The 18521-nt window shown below is 66.5% G+C and carries 16 protein-coding genes; 3 read left to right on the top strand and 13 right to left on the bottom strand.

Annotation, left to right across the window (positions count from 1 at the left end; translation table 11 throughout):
- Window positions 1–132: 132 nt before the first annotated feature.
- The gene (locus ACLSSQ_RS09720; protein WP_416242556.1) at window positions 133–450 is read right to left on the bottom strand and encodes a hypothetical protein; all 318 of its coding nucleotides are present in this window, start codon (window positions 448–450) and stop codon (window positions 133–135) included.
- An 844-nt stretch (window positions 451–1294) separates the two neighbouring features.
- The gene (locus ACLSSQ_RS09725) at window positions 1295–3796 is read right to left on the bottom strand and encodes an ABC transporter permease (protein WP_416242557.1); all 2502 of its coding nucleotides are present in this window, start codon (window positions 3794–3796) and stop codon (window positions 1295–1297) included.
- A gap of 168 nt (window positions 3797–3964) precedes the next feature.
- On the opposite strand from ACLSSQ_RS09725, the gene ACLSSQ_RS09730 reads away from it, so the two are divergent.
- Complete coding sequence (locus ACLSSQ_RS09730) at window positions 3965–4570, top strand: DUF5610 domain-containing protein (RefSeq protein ID WP_416242558.1); 606 nt, start codon at window positions 3965–3967, stop codon at window positions 4568–4570.
- A 97-nt stretch (window positions 4571–4667) separates the two neighbouring features.
- Here the strand turns inward: ACLSSQ_RS09730 and radA are convergent, their stop codons facing one another.
- The 4 genes from radA to ACLSSQ_RS09750 all read right to left on the bottom strand — a co-directional run bounded on the left by radA (window position 4668) and on the right by ACLSSQ_RS09750 (window position 11054).
- Entirely contained in the window at window positions 4668–6041 is a 1374-nt protein-coding gene (gene radA / locus ACLSSQ_RS09735; protein ID WP_130458463.1) for a DNA repair protein RadA, read from the bottom strand.
- 33 nt (window positions 6042–6074) lie between these two features.
- A complete protein-coding gene (locus tag ACLSSQ_RS09740; protein WP_416242559.1) occupies window positions 6075–8699 on the bottom strand; it encodes a PAS domain S-box protein in 2625 nt (874 codons plus the stop codon).
- Between the two features lie 239 nt (window positions 8700–8938).
- Window positions 8939–10030, bottom strand: a complete 1092-nt coding sequence (gene alr / locus ACLSSQ_RS09745; RefSeq protein WP_416242560.1) for an alanine racemase — start codon at window positions 10028–10030, stop codon at window positions 8939–8941.
- Between the two features lie 121 nt (window positions 10031–10151).
- On the bottom strand, window positions 10152–11054 hold the full coding sequence (locus ACLSSQ_RS09750; protein ID WP_130458460.1) for a LysR family transcriptional regulator: 903 nt from the start codon (window positions 11052–11054) through the stop codon (window positions 10152–10154).
- A 198-nt stretch (window positions 11055–11252) separates the two neighbouring features.
- Between ACLSSQ_RS09750 and lplT the strand changes: the two genes are divergently transcribed.
- Window positions 11253–12518 (top strand): lysophospholipid transporter LplT, encoded by a 1266-nt coding sequence (gene lplT / locus ACLSSQ_RS09755; protein ID WP_130458459.1) that lies wholly within the window; start codon window positions 11253–11255, stop codon window positions 12516–12518.
- Between the two features lie 15 nt (window positions 12519–12533).
- On the opposite strand, the gene ACLSSQ_RS09760 is transcribed toward lplT, so the two are convergent.
- From ACLSSQ_RS09760 to ACLSSQ_RS09790, 7 genes are all read right to left on the bottom strand, one after another.
- Window positions 12534–13040: a TPM domain-containing protein gene (locus ACLSSQ_RS09760; RefSeq protein WP_416242561.1), complete on the bottom strand. Its 507-nt coding sequence runs from the start codon at window positions 13038–13040 to the stop codon at window positions 12534–12536.
- Complete coding sequence (locus ACLSSQ_RS09765; protein ID WP_416242562.1) at window positions 13040–13870, bottom strand: TPM domain-containing protein; 831 nt, start codon at window positions 13868–13870, stop codon at window positions 13040–13042. The genes ACLSSQ_RS09760 and ACLSSQ_RS09765 overlap by 1 nt, the downstream gene beginning before the upstream one ends.
- Window positions 13871–13882: 12 nt before the next feature.
- Window positions 13883–14485 (bottom strand): LemA family protein, encoded by a 603-nt coding sequence (locus ACLSSQ_RS09770; RefSeq protein WP_416242563.1) that lies wholly within the window; start codon window positions 14483–14485, stop codon window positions 13883–13885.
- Between the two features lie 200 nt (window positions 14486–14685).
- A complete protein-coding gene (locus tag ACLSSQ_RS09775; RefSeq protein ID WP_416242564.1) occupies window positions 14686–15543 on the bottom strand; it encodes a uracil-DNA glycosylase in 858 nt (285 codons plus the stop codon).
- Window positions 15540–16031 (bottom strand): ribosomal protein S18-alanine N-acetyltransferase, encoded by a 492-nt coding sequence (rimI, locus tag ACLSSQ_RS09780; protein WP_014237458.1) that lies wholly within the window; start codon window positions 16029–16031, stop codon window positions 15540–15542. Before rimI ends, ACLSSQ_RS09775 begins: the two co-directional genes overlap by 4 nt.
- 3 nt (window positions 16032–16034) lie before the next feature.
- Window positions 16035–16718 (bottom strand): tRNA (adenosine(37)-N6)-threonylcarbamoyltransferase complex dimerization subunit type 1 TsaB, encoded by a 684-nt coding sequence (gene tsaB / locus ACLSSQ_RS09785; RefSeq protein ID WP_014237457.1) that lies wholly within the window; start codon window positions 16716–16718, stop codon window positions 16035–16037.
- 380 nt (window positions 16719–17098) lie between these two features.
- Complete coding sequence (locus ACLSSQ_RS09790; RefSeq protein ID WP_043798145.1) at window positions 17099–17476, bottom strand: hypothetical protein; 378 nt, start codon at window positions 17474–17476, stop codon at window positions 17099–17101.
- 310 nt (window positions 17477–17786) lie between these two features.
- Here ACLSSQ_RS09790 and ompR point away from each other — a divergent pair, with 310 nt between their 5' ends.
- On the top strand, window positions 17787–18521 hold the full coding sequence (gene ompR / locus ACLSSQ_RS09795; RefSeq protein ID WP_152089242.1) for a two-component system response regulator OmpR: 735 nt from the start codon (window positions 17787–17789) through the stop codon (window positions 18519–18521).

Genomic DNA, 18521 nt, shown 5'->3' on the forward strand with positions numbered 1-18521 from the left:
CCCCCACCCTGGAATTATAACACTAAGAACTATATCGCTTTTTGTTGCACTTTCCAATCTCATAAACCATCCCTGTTGCCAAGCAATACTAAATTAATTCTCACATTTGAAGGCTATCTCTAGCGATCCAATTTATTCAAAATTTCGATAACGCTCCATAACTGCAAATCTCTCCAAATCTTCAGCAATATATTCTGGAGTGGAAGTACCCTCCAATTTCATTCTGCGAAGCAGAAGCGCCTCAAAAATAAGCTGCTCCTTTTCTGTCAAAAAACCATTCTCTTTCAATACCGATTGAATTTGAGCAATACGAAAAAGAACCTCTCCCATTCCCATATAAGAACAAACTCTATTTGCCTCTTTAACCTTCTCAAACTTAATTCTTTGATTGTCGCGCTTCAGGTACACATAAACAAATATACCAAGACCTATAAGTATGTAAAGCTCCATCTTTCTCACCTAAAAACTCAAGTTAAATTGGAATTTTTCAAATACCTTACGGTGGAGCTTAAGGTATTTATTTTTAAGTCCCTCGAAGAGACTGCTGCGACACCACTAAGATGGCCAAAAATTACATGCCCATCATTCAGGTGGCTATCCGAAGAACTTGACACAAAATCCAATTATGAGCATGGGCCATAGCTTAGAAGTAAGCGGCCCGCGCAGCATTTTTTGAAGCTCATTCAACTACTAAGTTGAGCATCACTGAGATGTATAGTCGGAGAAGTTGCTTGATTCTAGATTGGGCCTCATTCTTGAAGAATCCATCCGCGAGACTCCATGCATCTGTCGTAGAACTCTTGACGCAACCCCCCTCCCATAAGTCCACCACCAAAATTTGACTGACGCGCGTCCTTTTCGCATTGATAACTATCACTACGAAGATCAGCGTGTGATGCTCCTTGCTTTTGCCAAAACTTTGTACTTGAACAGCTAGAAACCAGTACAGTCAAGGTGAGCACAACAAAACTTCTGCCAATAGATTTATACATGCATTTCTCTAGAAATTGATACCATTACACCCCCCCATCGGGCAATCTTATTTATTAAATACAAGTCAATAATTGAAAGAAAAAATAAATTCCAGCCAGATCTAGTTTTTAGTACTTATGTAAATATTTTTACATAAGTACTATCATCGTAGATAGTAAGAAAATATATACAACGATTCATTACCTCACACCCGGCTAGTAACAGAGGATAAAAGTGCCCGATAAGCTAGATAACAGAGCACTCACCGAGGGTAAAATCATACGTCATACCTAAACCATACCCAAGCCCCCCCCAACCCGCCTCACCCCCCCACTCTTAACGCCTCCATCGGCGGCGCCCGCAGCAGGCGGGAGGCGGCCAGCCAGCCGGCCAGGGTCACGGCCAAAGCAGCGCCGACGATGGCCGCCGGGAAGACCCACGGCGCAAACTGATACTCCAGATTGAAGACCTTGGCGGCCAGGAGCCAGCCGACGCCCTGGCTGCCAGCGGCGGCGATCAGGCCCGACAGAGCGCCGACGGCGGCGAATTCGGCCAGGAGGGCGCCCCGCAACTGCTGGCGGCCGGCGCCCAGGGCGCGCAGCACCGAGAGTTCGTAGCGCCGCTCGTCGTGGGAGGCGGCCAGGGCGCCGTAGAGGACGATGATCCCGGCGGCCAGGGTGAACAGGAAGACGAACTGCACGGCCCGGGAGACCTGATCCAGCACCGATTGCAACTGGCGCACGATGGCAGCCACGTCCACCACCGTCAGGTTGGGGAAGCGTTTGACCAGTTCCCCCACCCGGTTGGCGGCATCGTCGGGCAGGTGGAAGCTGGTGATGTAGCTGGCCGGATACGGTTCCAGCACGCCGGGCGGGGCGAGGACGAAGAAATTGACCCGCATGGAATCCCAGTTGAGCTTGCGCAGGCTGGTGACAGTGAGTTGCACCGGCTCGCCGGCCACGGTGAAGGTCAGCTCGTCTCCCACTTTCACGCCCAGGGTTTCGGCCAGGCCCTTTTCCACCGAGGCGCTGCCTTTGCCATCCTTCCCCTGTTCGCCGGGGGCAAACCAGCGGCCCTGGGTCACCGTGTTGCCGGGAGGCAGGTCGGCGGCCCAGGAGAGGTTGAATTCCCGCTCCACCAGGCGCTTGGCCCGGTCGTCTTCATAGTCCGCCGGGGTCACGGGGCGGCCGTCGATGCCGGTGAGGCGGCCCCGCACCATGGGCAGGAGTTCGGCGCGGATGCCCATGCGCCCCAGGGCCTCCCCCACTTCCTGGCGCTGCTCGGGCTGGATGTTGATGACGAAGCGGTTGGGCGCGTCCGGCGGCGAGGCCTGGCGCCAGGCCTGCATCAGGTCGCCCCGGGTGACGGTGAGCAGCAGCAGGGCCATCAGGCCCAGGGACAGGGCGACGATCTGGGCCACGCTGGACAGGGAGCGCCGCTCCAAACCGGCCAGCCCGTAGCGCCAGCCGAAGCCCACCGCCGGCCCGACCCGGCGCAGGGGCTTGAGCAGGGCCAGGGCCAGACGGGCGATCAGGGCGGTGAGGCCCAGGGCGGCGGTGAAGCCGCCGGCGGCGTAGGCCCCCAGCTTGGGCTCGCCGGCGGCCCAGAAAAGCAGGCCGGCCAGGGCCGCCAGGCCAATGCCGTAGGTGGCGAGGATGGAGGCGTCCGGCTCCCCCAGTTCCCGCCGCAGCACCCGCAGGGTGGGCACCTTGCGCAGTTGCAGGAGGGGCGGCAGGGCGAAGCCGAAGAGCAGCACCAGTCCGGCCACCAGCCCCTGCAGGGCGGGCCACAGGCTGGGTGCCGGCAGGGGCGCGGCCAGCAGGTTGGCCAGCCAGGCGTGGAGCACGAAATGGGCGCCGAAGCCGATGGCCAGCCCCACTGCCGAAGCGGCCAGGCCGAGAATGAGGAACTGGCCCAGGTACAGCCCCAGCACCTGGCCCTGGGGCGCCCCCAGGCAGCGCATCACGGCGCAGGGATCGAGATGGCGCTGCAGGTAGCGACGGATGGCCAGGGCCACCCCGGCGGCGGCCAGCACCACGGCCAGCAGGGCGGAAAGACCGAGGAACTGCTGGGCCCGGTCCACCGCGGTGCGGATTTCCGGGCGGGCGTTGCTGGCGTCCTCCACCCGCTCGCCCCGGGTCAGGCGGGGCTCGGCCCAGCGGCGGTAGTCGGCCACCGCCCGGTCCGGGCCGGCCAGCAGCAGGCGGTAGGCGACCCGGCTGCCAGGCTGGATCAGCCGGGTGGCGGGCAGGTCGGCCAGGTTCATCATCAGGCGGGGGGCGACGCTGAAGAAATTGACGCCCCGGTCCGGCTCCAGGGTCAGCACCCCGGCCACGGTGAAGGGGGCCTGGCCCAGGTTGAGGCTCTGCCCCGGCCCGCTGCCGAACTGGGTGGCCAGGCGCTCGTCCAGCCATACAGTGCCGGCCTGGGGCCCGCCCTGGATCTCGCTGTCGGGCGCCCCCAGGCCAGGAGCCAGGCGCAGCTTGCCCCGCAGGGGATAGTCGCTGGAGACGGCCTTGATATCTGCCAGCTGGGCCCCCTCCTCCCCCGTCACCATGCTCGGGAAAACCTGGGTCTGGGCCATCTGCAGGCCCCGCCGCGCCGCCTCGGCGGCAAATTCCGGGGCCAGGGGATGGTCGGAGGTCAGCAGCAGGTCCGCCCCCAGCAACTGGCGGGATTCCCGCTCCAGAGCCTGGCGCACCCGGTCGGTGAAAAATCCGACGGAACTGATACTGGCCACCGCCACCACCAGGGCCAGGGCCAGCAGGCGCAATTCACCGGCCGAGAAATCCCGGCGCAGGAGGCGGAATGCGAGTGAAAACATGGACAACTCCGGCGAAACGAGCCGCAACGGCACCGGACAACCCCACGGAGAGCCGCGCCAGGCTTGAATCTACAAAAAAAGGTAAAGAAACGTTCAAGTCATTGAAAAAAATGACGTTATGGCAGATAGAGCGAGAAATGCGACCGCCAATATATTTCGGAGACTATCATGCCCAACGACATCACCGCCCCCCAGGGGCCGAGCCAGCAGACCGCCAGCGCCAACAGCGGCAATTCCCGTGTTTATCCCCAGGAGGAGCATCGGGCGTTGAAGGTCGATACGGCCACCAAGCAGTTCAAGGTCGGCATTCTGGAATCCGCCCTGCAGGTTTCGATCCAGGCCGGCAACGACTCCCAGGCCCTGCTCTTCCGCACCGCCATCGACCGCATCAACGAGGTGCTGGGCATATCCGAGGGCCCCGACGCGCTGCAAAAGGCCGCCAGCCAAGACAACTCCCCGGAGGCCACCGCCGCCCGCATCCTCTCCTTCACCACCGGTCTTTACGCCGCCTATGCCGCCAAGCGGCCCGACGACGATCCGGAACAGGTGGCATCCGACTTCGTGGACGTGATCCGCAGCGGCTTTGAGAAGGGTTTCAACGAGGCCAAGGACATCCTCAAGGGCCTCAACGTTCTCAACGGCGAGGTGGAAGCCGGTATCAACAAGACCTACCAGCTGGTGCAGAAGGGCATGGACGACTTCCTCGCCCAGTTGCGCAAGCCGAAGGAAGAAACCCCGGCAGCGACGGCAACCACGCCCAGCGCCACAGCCTGAACCCGGCGGCCACGCCGCCCTCCCCATGCAAAACGGCGGCCCCTGGCCGCCGTTTTCTTTGCTGCGTCAGCGGACGCTGCTGCGCCCGGGGCCCGCCCTACTCCCAGTCCCGCAGCCGCTCCACCGCCTGTTCGATGCGGCTCACCGCCACCACCTCCAGCCCGGGAATGGGCTGGCGCGGCTTGTTGGCCTCGGGCACCAGGGCCCGGGTGAAGCCCAGCTTGGCCGCTTCCTTGAGCCGTTCCTGGCCCCGGGGCGCCGGGCGGATCTCGCCGGCCAGGCCCACTTCGCCGAAGACCACCAGCTTTTCCGGCAGGGGCCGGTTCTTCAGGGAGGAAATGATGGCCAGCAGCACCGGCAGATCCGCCGCCGGTTCGCTGATCTTGACCCCGCCCACCGCATTGACGAAGACGTCCTGGTCGAAGCAGCCGATGCCGGCGTGGCGGTGCAGCACCGCCAGCAGCATGGCCAGCCGGTTCTGCTCCAGGCCGACGGAAAGGCGCCGCGGGCTGCCGCCCATGGTGGTATCCACCAGGGCCTGGATTTCCACCAGCAGGGGCCGGGTGCCTTCCTGGGTCACCAGGACGCAGGAGCCGGCCACTTCCTGGCCGTGCTGGGAAAGGAACAGGGCCGAAGGGTTGGAGACGCCCTTGAGACCCTTGTCGGTCATGCCGAAGACGCCCAGTTCATTGACCGCGCCGTAGCGGTTCTTCACCGCCCGGATGAGGCGGAAGGAGGAATGGGTGTCGCCCTCGAAGTACAGCACCGTATCGACGATGTGTTCCAGCACCCGGGGCCCGGCCAGGGCCCCTTCCTTGGTCACGTGGCCCACCAGGATCACGGTGACGCCGGTCTGCTTGGCCAGCCGGGTCAGCTGGGCGGCGCATTCGCGCACCTGGGCCACGGAGCCGGGAGCCGAGGTGAGCTGGTCGGACCACAGGGTCTGGATGGAGTCGATCACCGCCACCTGGGGCTTTTCCGTCTGCACCACGCCGAGGATGCGTTCCAGGTTGATTTCCGCCAGCAGGGGCAGGCGCTCCACGTCCAGCTGCAGGCGCCGGGCCCGCAGGGCCACCTGCTGCCCCGACTCTTCGCCGCTGACGTAGAGCACCTTGTGCTGGGGCGCCAGGGCGGCCAGGGCCTGCAAAAGCAGGGTGCTCTTGCCGATGCCCGGGTCGCCGCCGATGAGCACCACGCCGCCGGCCACCAGGCCGCCGCCCAGGGCCCGGTCAAATTCGGACAGACCCGTGGGCAGGCGCGCCGCCTCCCGGGTCTCGATCTCGGAGAGGGCCTGCAGCTTGGGCGTGCCGGGGGCCAGGGATTCGAAACGGTGGCCGCTGCCCTTGCCGCCGGCCTCGGCCACGGTTTCCACCAGGGTGTTCCAGGCATTGCAGGCGGAACACTGGCCCTGCCATTTGGGGGACTGGGCACCGCATTCGGTGCAGGTATAGATGCTTTTCGTCTTCGCCATGATGGGCGGGAGGATACACCAGGGCGGCGGCGATCAGGATTCCGGGGCCGGCTGGGGCGGCCGGGCCAGCACCCAGCGGTTCTTGCCGGCCCGCTTGGCCTCGTACATGGCGCCGTCGGCGGCCTGCACCAGCATGTCGGGGCTGGCGTAGGCCTGGTGGAACAGGGCCACGCCGATGCTGGCGCTGACCTGGCAGCGCTGGCCCAGGATGTCGAAGGGCTGCACCAGGGCCTCCAGCACCTTGTTGGCGGCGGTCACCGCATCCTCATCCTGGCGCACTCCGTGCAGCAGCACGGTGAATTCGTCGCCGCCCATGCGCGCCGCCGTGTCGGACTGGCGCAGGGTCTGTTTCAGGCGGTAGGCGAAGGCCGCCAGCAGCAGGTCGCCGGCCTGGTGGCCCTGGCTGTCGTTCACCGCCTTGAAGCCGTCCAGATCCAGCACCAGCACCGCCAGGCCTTCCTGGTAGCGCTGGGCGCGGAAGAAGGCCTGCTGCAGGCGGTCGAAGAACAGGGTGCGGTTGGGCAGGTCGGTGAGCAGGTCGAAGTGGGCCAGGTGTTCCAGGCGCTGCTCGATGCGCTTGCGTTCGGAAATATCGTGCTTGATGGCGACGTAGCGCACCACGGCACCCTGCTCGTTCTTCACCGGGGCGATGGTGAGCAGCTCGTGGTAGAGCATGCCGTCCTTGCGCCGGTTCACCACCTCGCCGCGCCAGGGGTTGCCGGAGGTGATGGTGCCCCACAGCTGGCGGTAGAAATCCGCATCGTGCACGCCGCTCTTGAAGCGGGAGGTGCGCTGGCCGAGGACCTCCTCCAGGCTGTAGCCGGTCATGTCGCAGAAGGCCGGGTTGGCGTATTCCACCACGCCGTTGGCATCGGTGATGATGACCCCTTCCGCCGCCGCATCCACGGCCACGCTGCGGGACTGCAGTTCCTGGCGCAGTTTGCGCTCGGCGGTGATGTCCCGGGTGATGCCGAGCAGGCCGGTGAGGTGCCCCTCGTCGTCCCGCAGCACATTGACGATGGCGTCGGTCCATACGGTGGAGCCGTCCTTGCAGGGCTGTTCCAGCTCCCAGTGGTGCTTCAGCACCTGACCGGTGCGCAGCAGGTAGGCAAAGCCCTCCGCCGCCTGGGACATGGAATCCGGCGTCAGGGCCTCGGCCATGGACTGTTGCAGCACCTCCTCCGGGGTGTAGCCCCGCAGCCGTTCCACCGAGGGGCTGATGTAGGTGAAGCGGCCGTTGAGGTCCATGGTCCAGATGACGTCGTAGGCCGACTCGGCCAGGGTGCGGAAACGCTGCTCGCTCAGGCCCAGGGCCATCTCGGTACGCTTGCGCTGGGTGATGTCGTGGAAGGAGAGGACGATGGCCTCCCGCCCCTCGAAGTCGATGCAGGCAGCCGACATCAGCACCCATACCGGCTTGCCCTCCAGGCCCTGCAGCTGCACCTCGAAGCCCAGCCAGCGGCCGCCGCGGCGGTGCAGTTCATCAATCATCTGCTGGCGCTGCTCCGGGTTGCGCCAGAAACCCTGGGCCGGCCGGCCGACGACGTCGTGGCGGGAGACGCCGTAATACTCCTCGGCGCAGCGGTTGATGTAGAGCAGTTCACCGTCGGCTTCGGGGCGGGTCACCGCCACCGGGAAAGGCGCTTCCTCCATCAGCCCCAGGCAGTTCCTGGCGCTGCGGCGCAGGCGGCGCATGTAGCGGCGCACCAGCACCACCACCAGGGCGGCCGCGGCCAGGGCGCCCATGCCAGCGGCGAACCACAGGCTGGACTGGCTACCGCTGCCAGCGTTGCCGCCCTCGCCCGCATAGAGCAGGTCTTCCAGAGACAGATCCCGGGGCAACAGGCCCAAATCGGCGTAGGTGTCGGCCATATGGCGCCAGCGCCCAGCGTGGAAATAGCCCGGTTCCACCAGCTGGGCCTGGATCAGGGGCACCATCTGCACCGCCTCGAAGGCCAGGTGGTCCCGGCTATGGCGCCTGCCGTAATGCTTGAGGATGTAGTCGATGACCTCCTGGGGATGGGCCATGGCGTAGCTCCAGCCCTTGAGGCTGGCGGCGCGGAAGGCCTTGAGCCGCTCCGGATGCTGGCGCAGTTCGGCCTGGGTGGAGAACAGGTTGTCGCCGTAGAAATCCAGGCCGCTCGATTCGGGCGTGAACACCACCACCCGCTCGCCCTGCTTGCGCAGTTCGTAGAGTTCGTCGGTGCGGTAGATGGAAAGGGCGTCCACCCGGCCGTCCAGCAGGTCCTGCACGGTCTGGCTGTGGGGCTCCAGGGCCAGGCTGTCCGTATCCACCCGCTCCCGGCCCAGGTAGCCGAGCAGTTCGTTGGCCCCCGGCTCGATCATCACCTTCTTGCCGTTGAGGTCGTGGATGTTGCGGATGCCGGCGGCCCGGCGGGCGGCGATGGCCAGGGGCGAATGCTGGAAGATCACCGCCAGCACCAGCACCGGGGCGCCCCGGTGGTAATGCACCAGCAGGTCGCTGGTGCCGACGCCGTACTGGGCCTTGCCCTCCAGCACCGCCTGCACCGCATCCTGGCCCGGCTCCGCTTCCCGTATATCCACCGCCAGGCCGGCCTCCCGGTAGTAACCCTGCATCTGGGCGGCGTAGTAGCCGGCGAACTGGAACTGGTGGCGCCAGCGCAGTTGCAGCGTCACATTCTCCAGGGCCTGGGCCGGCGCGGCCGGCAGGATGAGGAGCAGAAACGCCAGACAGGCGGAAAGATGCCGGCATAGCGGCAAGAGCGGACGGCTGGACGGCGAATGGCGCAAGACGGCTCCCCAGGGGCGGGCCGGAAAAAAGGGCCCGGATCAACCCAAAATTCTAGGCTGGGAGCGGAAAAATGAGCGTGACACAGGTCGCACCGGGGCAAAAAAGCCGCCGGCGCTTGCCTGGCCTAGTTGCCGATCCAGCGCACCGGCACCCGGGGCGCCAGGGCGCAGAAAAGCTCGTAGCTGATGGTACCGGCGGCGGCGGCCACCGCGTCAGCCGGCATGCCCTTGCCCCACAGGGTAACGGGGGAGCCGACACCGGCCTGGGGCAGATCGGTGAGATCGCAGAACAGCATGTCCATGGAAACGCGCCCTGCCGTCACCGTGGGCCGGCCATCCACCAGGATCGGCGTGCCGGGCGGCGCATGGCGCGGGTAGCCGTCGGCATAGCCGCAGGCGACGATGCCGATGCGGCTGGGCCGGGTCGCCTCGAAGATGCCGCCGTAGCCCACCCGCTCCCCGGGGGCCACGTCCTGCACCGCCAGGATTTCGCTTTCCAGGGTCATCACCGGCTTCAGGCCCAGCTCCTCGGCGCTGACCTCGGCAAAGGGACTGCCGCCGTAGAGCAGGATGCCGGGGCGGGCCCAGCCCTGCACCGCCTCCTTGTGCCGCAGCAGGGCCGCCGAATTGGCCAGAGACACCTCGCCCTGCCAGCCGGCGGTCCAGGCGCGGAAGCGCTCCAGCTGCCAGTCCACGCCCCGGGCCCCGTCGGCCTCGGCGAAGTGGGTCATGTAGGTCACCGGGCCGATGGCCCGGCTGCGGGCGAGAAAGGCCTGGGCAGCCGGCCAGGTCTGCGCGGTGAAGCCGAGGCGGTGCATGCCGGTATTGAACTTGATGAACACCGGCAGCTTCACCGGCAGGCCGGCGGCCTCGATGGCTTCCAGCTGCTCCAGGCGGTGCACCGCGGGAATGATGCCCAGCTCCGCTACCGCCTCCAGGTCTTCCGGCTGGAAGAAGCCTTCCAGCAGCAGGATCGGTTCCCGGATGCCGGCTTCCCGCAATTTCGCCGCCTCGCTCAGGTCCAGCAGGGCAAAGCCGTCGGTGAGACCGGCCAGGGCCTGGGCCACCGGCAGCATGCCGTGGCCGTAGGCATTGGCCTTGATCACGGCGAACAGGCGGGCGGGACCGGCAACACCCTGATCGGCATGTTGGCGGGCCACGGCGAGATTGTGCTTGAGCGCCCCCAGATCGATGGTGGCGCAGATGGGACGGGGCATGGGCGGGAACGGTGATGGATGAAGAAGATGGCGCGCCGCGGGCGGGCGCAGGCGGCCATATTACGCCAAGGCGGCGCCGGAGGGAAAAGACGCCGCCGGGCGCCCCCCTGCCGGCACCGCCTCAGGCGGCGTATTCCTGCAGCTTGCGGCGGGCGAAATCGACGAAGGAAGTGACCAGCTTGGAGCGGAACTTCTCCTTCGGCGTCACCAGGGACAGGGGCCGGGTCAGCCGGGGCGAGAGGGGAATGGCCACCAGATGCTGCAGCTGCAGTTCCTTGTGGAAACTGGCCCGGGAGACGATGGCCACGCCCAGGCCGGTGCTGACCACGCCCTTGAGGGCCTCGGGGCTGCCCAGTTCCATCAGCACCTTGAGGCTGGCCGGGTCCACCCCGGCCTGGCGGAAGTAGTTGTCGGTCACCTCCCGGGTGCCCGAACCCGGTTCCCGGGCGATGAAGGCGTGGTCCCGCAGCATGGCCGGGGTGATGGCCGACTCCCGGGCCAGGGGATGGCTGGGGGAGCAGATCACCTGCAACTCGTCGTCGCAACAGGTTTCGGCCTGCAGCTGGGGCAGGTGCTCGATGGCCTCGGTGATGCCCAGGTCCAGGGAATGCTCGGCCACCCGGTTCTCGATGGTTTCCGAATTGCCCACCACCAGCCGGGCCCGTACGTTGGGATAGAGGGCATTGAACTCCCCCAGCACCCGGGGCAGCATGAATTCGGCGATGGTAATGCTGGCCCCCACCAGCAGAGGGCCTCGCATCTGGCCGGTCATTTCCGCCAGGCGGGCCTCCAGGTCGGCGTATTCGCCGAGGATGCGGTCGGCGTACTCCAGGGCCAGCTCGCCGGCGGGGGTGAGGGAAATGCGGCCGTGGCCCCGGTCGAAGAGGCGGGTGTTGAAATGCTCTTCCAGCTGCTTGATCTGGAAGGTGACCGCGGGCTGGGTCATGTAAAGGGTCTCTGCCGCCTTGGTAAAGCTCAGTTGCTTGGCAACGGCATGGAACACCTGCAGGCGGCGATCGGCCATAAGTGGGGAACCTCCCTGAATTTATGGAGCTTATTCAAACATAAAGCCCGTTCCGGCGAAAGCCGCAGAAGGCCCGCCCCACGGGCATTCGCCCCACTTTCATCACAAAGTTAAGCCTTTCGTGGTATAAACCTTCGCCCAACAAGACCAATTCGACGCGAGACATTCCATCGCCCGCTGCCCGGGGCGACCTACCTGATGCAGATCGGCTTTTACATCATCATGGCGGCGCAGTTTTTCTCTGCGCTGGCCGACAATGCCCTGCTCATCGCCGCCATCTACGCCCTGCGCGAGATGCAGGCGCCTGATGCCTATGCACCGCTGCTGAAGCTGTTTTTCACCGTCTCCTACGTCCTCCTGGCCGCCTTCGTCGGCGCCTTCGCCGACTCCATGCCCAAGTGGCGGGTGATGTTCATCAGCAACGGCATCAAGATCTTCGGCTGCGCCCTCATGTTCTTCCACGTCCATCCCCTGGCGGCCTACGCCGTGGTGGGCCTGGGCGCCGCCGCCTACTCGCCGGCCAAGTACGGCATCCTCACCGAGTACCTGCCCCACCGCCTGCTGGTCCTGGCCAACGGCTGGATCGAAGGCCTCACCGTGGGCGCCATCATCCTCGGCACGGTCCTCGGCGGCGCCCTGATCCAGCCCAAGATATCGGCCATGCTGCTCGGCTTCGACCTGCCCTTCGTCGACACCCCCATCGACACGGTGGTGGAAATGGCCCTCTGCGTGGTGGGCCTGCTCTACCTGATTGCCGCCGTCTTCAATCTCTACATCCCGGACACCGGGGTCGATCACAAGCCTCTGAAAAAGAATCCCTGGTACCTGCTGCACGAGTTCGGCCACTGTCTGGCCCTCTTGTGGCGGGACCGCCTGGGGCAGATTTCCCTGGCCGTCACCACCCTCTTCTGGGGCGCCGGCGCCACCCTGCAATTCATCGTCATCAAGTGGGCCGAGGCGGCCCTGCACCTGGACCTGTCCAAGTCCTCCATGCTGCAGGGCGTGGTGGCCCTGGGCGTGGCCGTGGGCGCCGCCGTGGCCGCCAAGTTCATCACCCTGCGCAAGTCGATCCGGGTCATTCCCCTGGGCATCGCCATGGGCATCATCGTCATCGGCATGAATTTCGTGCGGGACTTCTGGGTCGCCGTGCCCCTGCTGATCCTCATCGGCGCCCTCTCCGGCTTCTTCGTGGTGCCCATGAACGCCCTGCTGCAGCACCGGGGCCACATCCTCATGGGGGCCGGCCATTCCATCGCCGTGCAGAACTTCAACGAGAACCTCTCCATCCTCATCATGACCGGCCTCTACGCCGCCATGATCAAGGCCGACTTCTCCATCTACACCGTCATCACCCTGTTCGGCCTCTTCGTCGCCGCCGCCATGTGGCTGGTGCGCCGGCGCCACCAGGCCAACCAGCGGGAACGGGACGACGTCATCCACCTGGACGACTGCAACGCCCACTGACCCCGGACGCCGCCCTCAGAGCATCAGGGGCGCGTCGGGTAGTTCGTTGGGATTGGCCCGCAGGGCCGGGAAGTGCCGTTGCAGCACCGCCGTGATGTCGTCGATGGCCGCCAGACAGCCGGCCTCGAATTCTCCCCGGGCGAAAGCCGCCTCCATCCTGTGGCACACCTCCTCCCAGAAATGGGCCTCCACCCGGGCGTTAATGCCTCGGTCGGCGACGATTTCCACCTGCCGGTCGAGCAGATCCAGATAGATCAGCACGCCGCTGTTATGTACCGTGTCCCACACCCGCAGGTCGGAAAAGAGGGCCAGGGCGCGGGCCCGGCAGCCCTCGGGCCGCAGGGCATAGCCCAGGGGCAGGCAGCCTTCCAGGACGAAGCGCAGTTCGCCCTCATGGCGCTGTTCGGAGGCAGCAATGGCGGCCTCGATACGGGCCAGGGACTCCCGCGGGAAAGGACGCCGGGCCAGCCATTCGGGCACCAGCAGATAGCGCAGGAAGCGCCCCAGATCGGATGCTTGCATCACCATCTCCCGGAGGCGCCACCGCCTCCAAAACCGCCGCCACCGCCGGAGAATCCCCCGCCGCCGCCCCAGCCCCCACCTCCGCCGCCGCCGACAAAGCCGCTGCCGCCCACGAGGATGAAGAGGAACACCACGATGCCGATGCCGGCCACGCCGAACAGGCTGGCGCCCATGAAGCCGGCCACCACGGCCGCCACGCCGCCGCAGGCGCCGGCCGCCAGCAGACGCCCGAAGAGGGCCCGCAGCACATTGCCGGCCACCACGGCGACCATGAAAATGGGGAAGAGCAGGTCCACGTTGAGGTCGCCGCCGCCATGGTCGGCCGTCGGCGCCGGCAGGGGCTCGCCGCCGATCACCGCCAGCAGCCGCTCCACCCCGGCCCCGATGCCGCCGGCCATGTCGCCGGCCCGGAAGCGCGGCACGATGGTCTCTTCGATGATGCGCTTGGCCACCACGTCCGGCACTGTGCCTTCCAGGCCGTAACCCACCTCGATGCGCACTTCCCGGTCGTTCTTGGCCACCAGCAGGATGAGGCCGTCGTCCACACCCTTGCGCCCCAGTTTCCAGGCTTCGGCGACGCGGATGCCGTACTGCTCGATGCTCTCCGGCCGCACCGTGGGCACCAGCAAGACGCCGACCTGGGCGCCCTTTTCCCGCTCGAAGGCGGCCAGGCGGTTTTCCAGGGACTGGCGCTGGGCTTCGCTGAGGGTGCCGGTGAGGTCGGTCACCCGGGCCTTCAGGGCCGGCACCGGCACCTGGGCCCAGGCCGCCGTCAGGCCGCCCAGGCAAAGGAGCAGCAGCAACCGGCGGAACCAGCGCAGGAAGGCCATGACCGGAGCGGCTTACTTGGCCGGGGCGGCGCCGAAATCCACCTTGGGCGCGGTGGAGATGGCCTGTTCGTTTTCCACCGAGAAATTGGCCTTGGGCTGGTAGCCGAAAGCCATGGCGGTGAGGTTGTTGGGGAAGCTGCGCACCGCCACGTTGTACTCCTGGATGGCCTTGATGTAACGGTTACGGGCCACGGCGATGCGGTTCTCGGTGCCTTCCAGCTGGGCCTGGAGGTCGCGGAAACCAGCGTCGGCCTTCAGCTGGGGATAGTTCTCACTGACCACCAGCAGGCGCGACAGGGCCGAGGACAGTTCCCCCTGGGCCTGCTGGAAGCGGGCCAGGGCCTGGGGATCGTTGGCCAGTTCCGGCGTCGCCTGGATGCTGCCCACCTTGGCCCGGGCGGCGGTGACTTCGGTCAGCACCTTTTCCTCGTGGGCGGCGTAGCCCTTCACCGTGCTCACCAGATTGGGCACCAGATCGGCACGGCGCTGGTATTGGTTGAGCACTTCGGACCAGGCGGCCTTGGACTGCTCGTCCAGGGACTGGAAGGTGTTGTAGCCGCAACCGCTGAGCAGGGCGGCAACCAGGGAAATAAGGGCTAGCAGGCGCAGGGACATGGGGACTCTCCTCGATTTGGCGGGATCAGCGCATGAAGATGGGGCATGGTAACGCAAAGCACAAGGGCATGGCCGGCGCCGCCAAAGCAACGGCCGGTCACAACGGGCATGCCCTGGAAGGCAGAAGGGACGCACATCTCCAGCATGCCATGGCGGAGAATGGCGCCCCTATTGGCTTCCAGGCCTCCGGATGGGCGGGATCAGCCCCCGGCCTGGCGCCGGGCGTCGGCCAGCAGGCGCCGGGCGAAGCACAGGTCTTCCCAGGCCCGGGCCTTGTCCGTGAGGTTGCGCAGCAGATAGGCCGGATGGTAGGTCACCACCACCGGGATCGGCCGGCCGTTGAGCAGGTATTCGTGGGGCCGGCCCCGCAGGGAGGCCAGGGGCCGTTCCTGGGCCAGCACGCTGTGCACCGCGGCGCGGCCGAGGAGGACGATCAGCTTGGGTTGCAGCAGCTCGATCTGGCGCTGTAGATAAGGACGGCAGGTATCCATCTCCGCCGCCTCCGGCGTGCGGTTGCCCGGCGGCCGGCACTTCACCGCATTGCCGATGTAGACGCCCCGGCCCCGCTGCAGGTCGATGGCGGCCAGCATGGCGTCGAGCAGCTTGCCGGCCTGGCCGACGAAAGGCTCTCCCTGCTCGTCCTCGTCCGCCCCCGGGCCTTCGCCGATGAACATCCAGTCCGGCTGCTGCCGGTCGCCGACGCCGAGCACCGCCTGCTTGCGCTGCTGGCACAGGGCGCAGGCCTGACAGGCGGCGACCGCGTCCTGCAGCTCGTCCCAGCCCATATTGCCCAGGCTGCCGGCCGGCAGGGGCGTCCGGGGCGCCGGCGCCGCACCGGAGAAGGCCGCGGCAGCGGCCGGCGGCAAAATCAGGGACGGCCGCGGCGAACGGGGAGCTTCGGCCACAGGTGCTGCGGCAGCGGCGGACTCGGGCAGGGCGACGGCATCCATCGCCTCAGCCCCCTCCTCCGCCTGGCCGCGCAGGACCCACAGGGGGGTCAGCCCCATTTCATGCAGGATTTCCAGATTGCCCATGGCCCCCTCGCCGTTATGGTTCATGCCGCGATCTCCCCCAGCTCCCGGCGCAGCACCAGGGCATCCTCCCGCCCCTCGACGGCCGGGTAATAACCCTTGCGCCGGCCGATCACCTGGAAACCGTAGTTTTCATAGAGGGCCAGGGCCTTGGCGTTGGAGGGACGCACCTCCAGCAGCATGGTGACGGCGCCGCCGTGGCGCGACACCTCCATGGCGAAGCGCAGCAGCCGGGCGCCGTAGCCCCGGCCCTGGCGCTCGGCGGCGACGCTGATGTTGAGCAGGTGGGTCTCGTCCAGGGACGGCATGAGCACCATGTAGCCCACCAGGGCGCCGCCCTCCCGGGCCACCCAGCAGCTGTAGCCGGCCTTCATGGAGTCGGCGAAATTGCCCTGGGTCCAGGGATGGGAATAGACCCGGTTTTCGATTTCCATGATCTGGGCCAGGTCCTTGCCGTTCATGGGTAGGAACTCCAGGGGAGCCAGTTCGGCGGCCAGGGCGGAAAGGGAGCGCATGGGTCAGGCCCTGCCGCCCTGGGCCAGGCGCTCGGCCACGGTCAGGGCGACCTTGTCGCGGATGTAGAGGGGAGCCGCCAGGGCCGGGTCCAGGCCTTCGCCCCGGGCCAGCCGGGGCGCCGCCAGCCGGGCCACCGCCGCTGCCGTCGGCACCCGTTGCCCGCCCAGGGGCCAGGCGGCCAGGCGTTGGCTCAGGGCCGGGTAGGCCGGTACGCCGTTGCCGCACACCGCCCAGTCTCCGGCAGCAGGCAGGGGCGCCTCCGCCGGCGGGCAGACGGTGATGGCGCCCTGCAGTTCCAGGACCTCGCCCACCCGGCGGTAGGCGCCGCAATAGACTTCGTTCATGCGGGCATCCAGATAGACCGCCACCTGGGGGCTGCCGTCGGCATAGGCCATGGCCTCCAGGGTGACCACCGGCAGTACCGGCCGGTCGAGGGCCACCGCCAGGCCCTGGGCCACGCCGCAGGCCACCCGCAGGCCGGTGAAGGCGCCCGGGCCGGCACCGAAGGCGATGCCGTCCAGGTCCGCCATGGCCAGGCCGGCTTCGGCCATCATGGCGCGCACCAGGGGCAAGAGGGTCAGGGAGCTTTGCTCACCGGCGGGACATTCCCGGGAGAGGAGGACGCCGTCGCGCCAGAGGGCGACGGACCCCTGGTCGGTGGCGGTTTCGAGGGCCAGCAGATTCATGGGGAGCGATTTTAACCCAGGCCCGGCCCTTCCCCGCCCCGGGATTGGGGTCGGCAAAAAAAAGGCAAAAAAAAGCGTGTCAAGACTTGACTTATGCACAAACAGCCCGCCCCTTGGCCCGGGGAGCCGCTTTCCGGCCACGATGACAGGCGGGAGCCAGCACCGACGTTGTATCTATCTGTTTTTATTGAAATTACCGGCAAAGCCGTTTTTTTGGGCAGAGTAAGAAAAATCCTTATCCCCGGGCTACTTAGGCCATCTGTCCGGCAATAACCCACAAAGTTATCCACAGCTTGTGTGAACAAGTCCGCAAGTACCGGGTGGATCAGGATTTTTTATCGACGACGGGCTCACAACCCGTCCCGCGGCCGGATGGCCGCTCAGGGATGACGGGGAGAGCGGGGCGCCGGCGGCAGCCCTTCCGGGTACAGGGGACGGCGCTCTTCCCGGGGGTAGAACTCCCGGCCGGCCTCGTGCACATCCCGCCGCAGGCGCTGCCGTTCTTCCGGCGACAGGCGCCGCCGCTCCTCGCCCGGCGCAAAACCGGGAGGCCCCTCCTCCCGCTCGGCCTGGCGGGAATTGAGCCACTGGCGCCGGGCTTCCCGCCGCTCTTCCTTGCTCAGGCGGGCGTGGGGGTCCTCCGCCCGCTCCATGCGCAGGCCGCCTTCGGCCTGGGCCAGCAGGCGCGGCTCCTCCGGCCGGGCCCAGAGGGAGGCGGCAGAGAGCAGCAGGAGAGCGGAGAGGAACAGTCGTTTCATATGCACCACATGGAATCACTACAACCGGCAACGTCGCCGTGACGGCGGGAAAACCCGCGCACCCCCGGAGCCCGGGCCGGCGACGGCGCACAGTGTGCCCAAATTGCCGGGCCGCTTCCAGAGCGGCAACCACGACGCCATCCTAACGCCTGGATGCAAGCCCGGCCCCGTCTGGATGTAAGGCCGGCCCACGGCTTTGTAAATAATTGTTTCCCCAGCCCCGGTCAGCAACGCGGCGTAACGACTTGGCCCCCGCCGGGCCCGGCGGAGCCCTGTTGCCGGGGCACGGAACCGGTTAGCATTGCCAGCCATGAGCGAAAACAAACAACGCATTCTCGTCGTGGACGACGACCAGCGCCTGCGGGACCTGCTGCTGCGCTACCTGGGCGAGCAGGGCTTCGTCGTCAAGACGGCGGAAAACGCCCCGGCCATGGACAAGCTGCTGGCCCGGGAGACCTTCGACCTGCTGGTGCTGGACCTGATGCTGCCCGGCGAGGACGGCCTCTCCATCTGCCGCCGCCTGCGGGCCGCCGACCCGCACCAGGCGGTGCTCATGCTCACCGCCAAGGGCGACGAGATCGACCGCATCGTCGGCCTGGAAATGGGCGCCGACGACTACCTGCCCAAGCCCTTCAACCCCCGCGAGCTGGTGGCCCGCATCCATGCGGTGCTGCGCCGCCGCGCGCTGCCGCCGCCGGGCTCCCCGGTGGAGGCCGAAGGCACGGTACAGGTGGGCGAGATCAGCATCGACCTGGCCACCCGCCGCCTCACCCGGGGCGCCGAGGGCGAGGCGGTGATGCTCACCACCGGGGAATTCGCCGTGCTCAAGGTGCTGCTGCAGCACCCGCGCCAGCCCCTTTCCCGGGACCGCCTGATGAGCCTGGCCCGGGGCCGGGAACAGGGCCCCTTCGACCGGGCCATCGACGTGCAGATTTCCCGCCTGCGCAAGCTGATCGAGCCGGACCCCCAGACCCCGCGCTACATCCAGACCGTCTGGGGCTTCGGCTACGTGTTCGTGCCGGACGGCCAGGGCACCGCTGCCTGA

Origin of the sequence: Azospira sp. APE16 (genome assembly GCF_047901315.1) — a bacterium.
Lineage (GTDB): Bacteria > Pseudomonadota > Gammaproteobacteria > Burkholderiales > Rhodocyclaceae > Azospira > Azospira oryzae.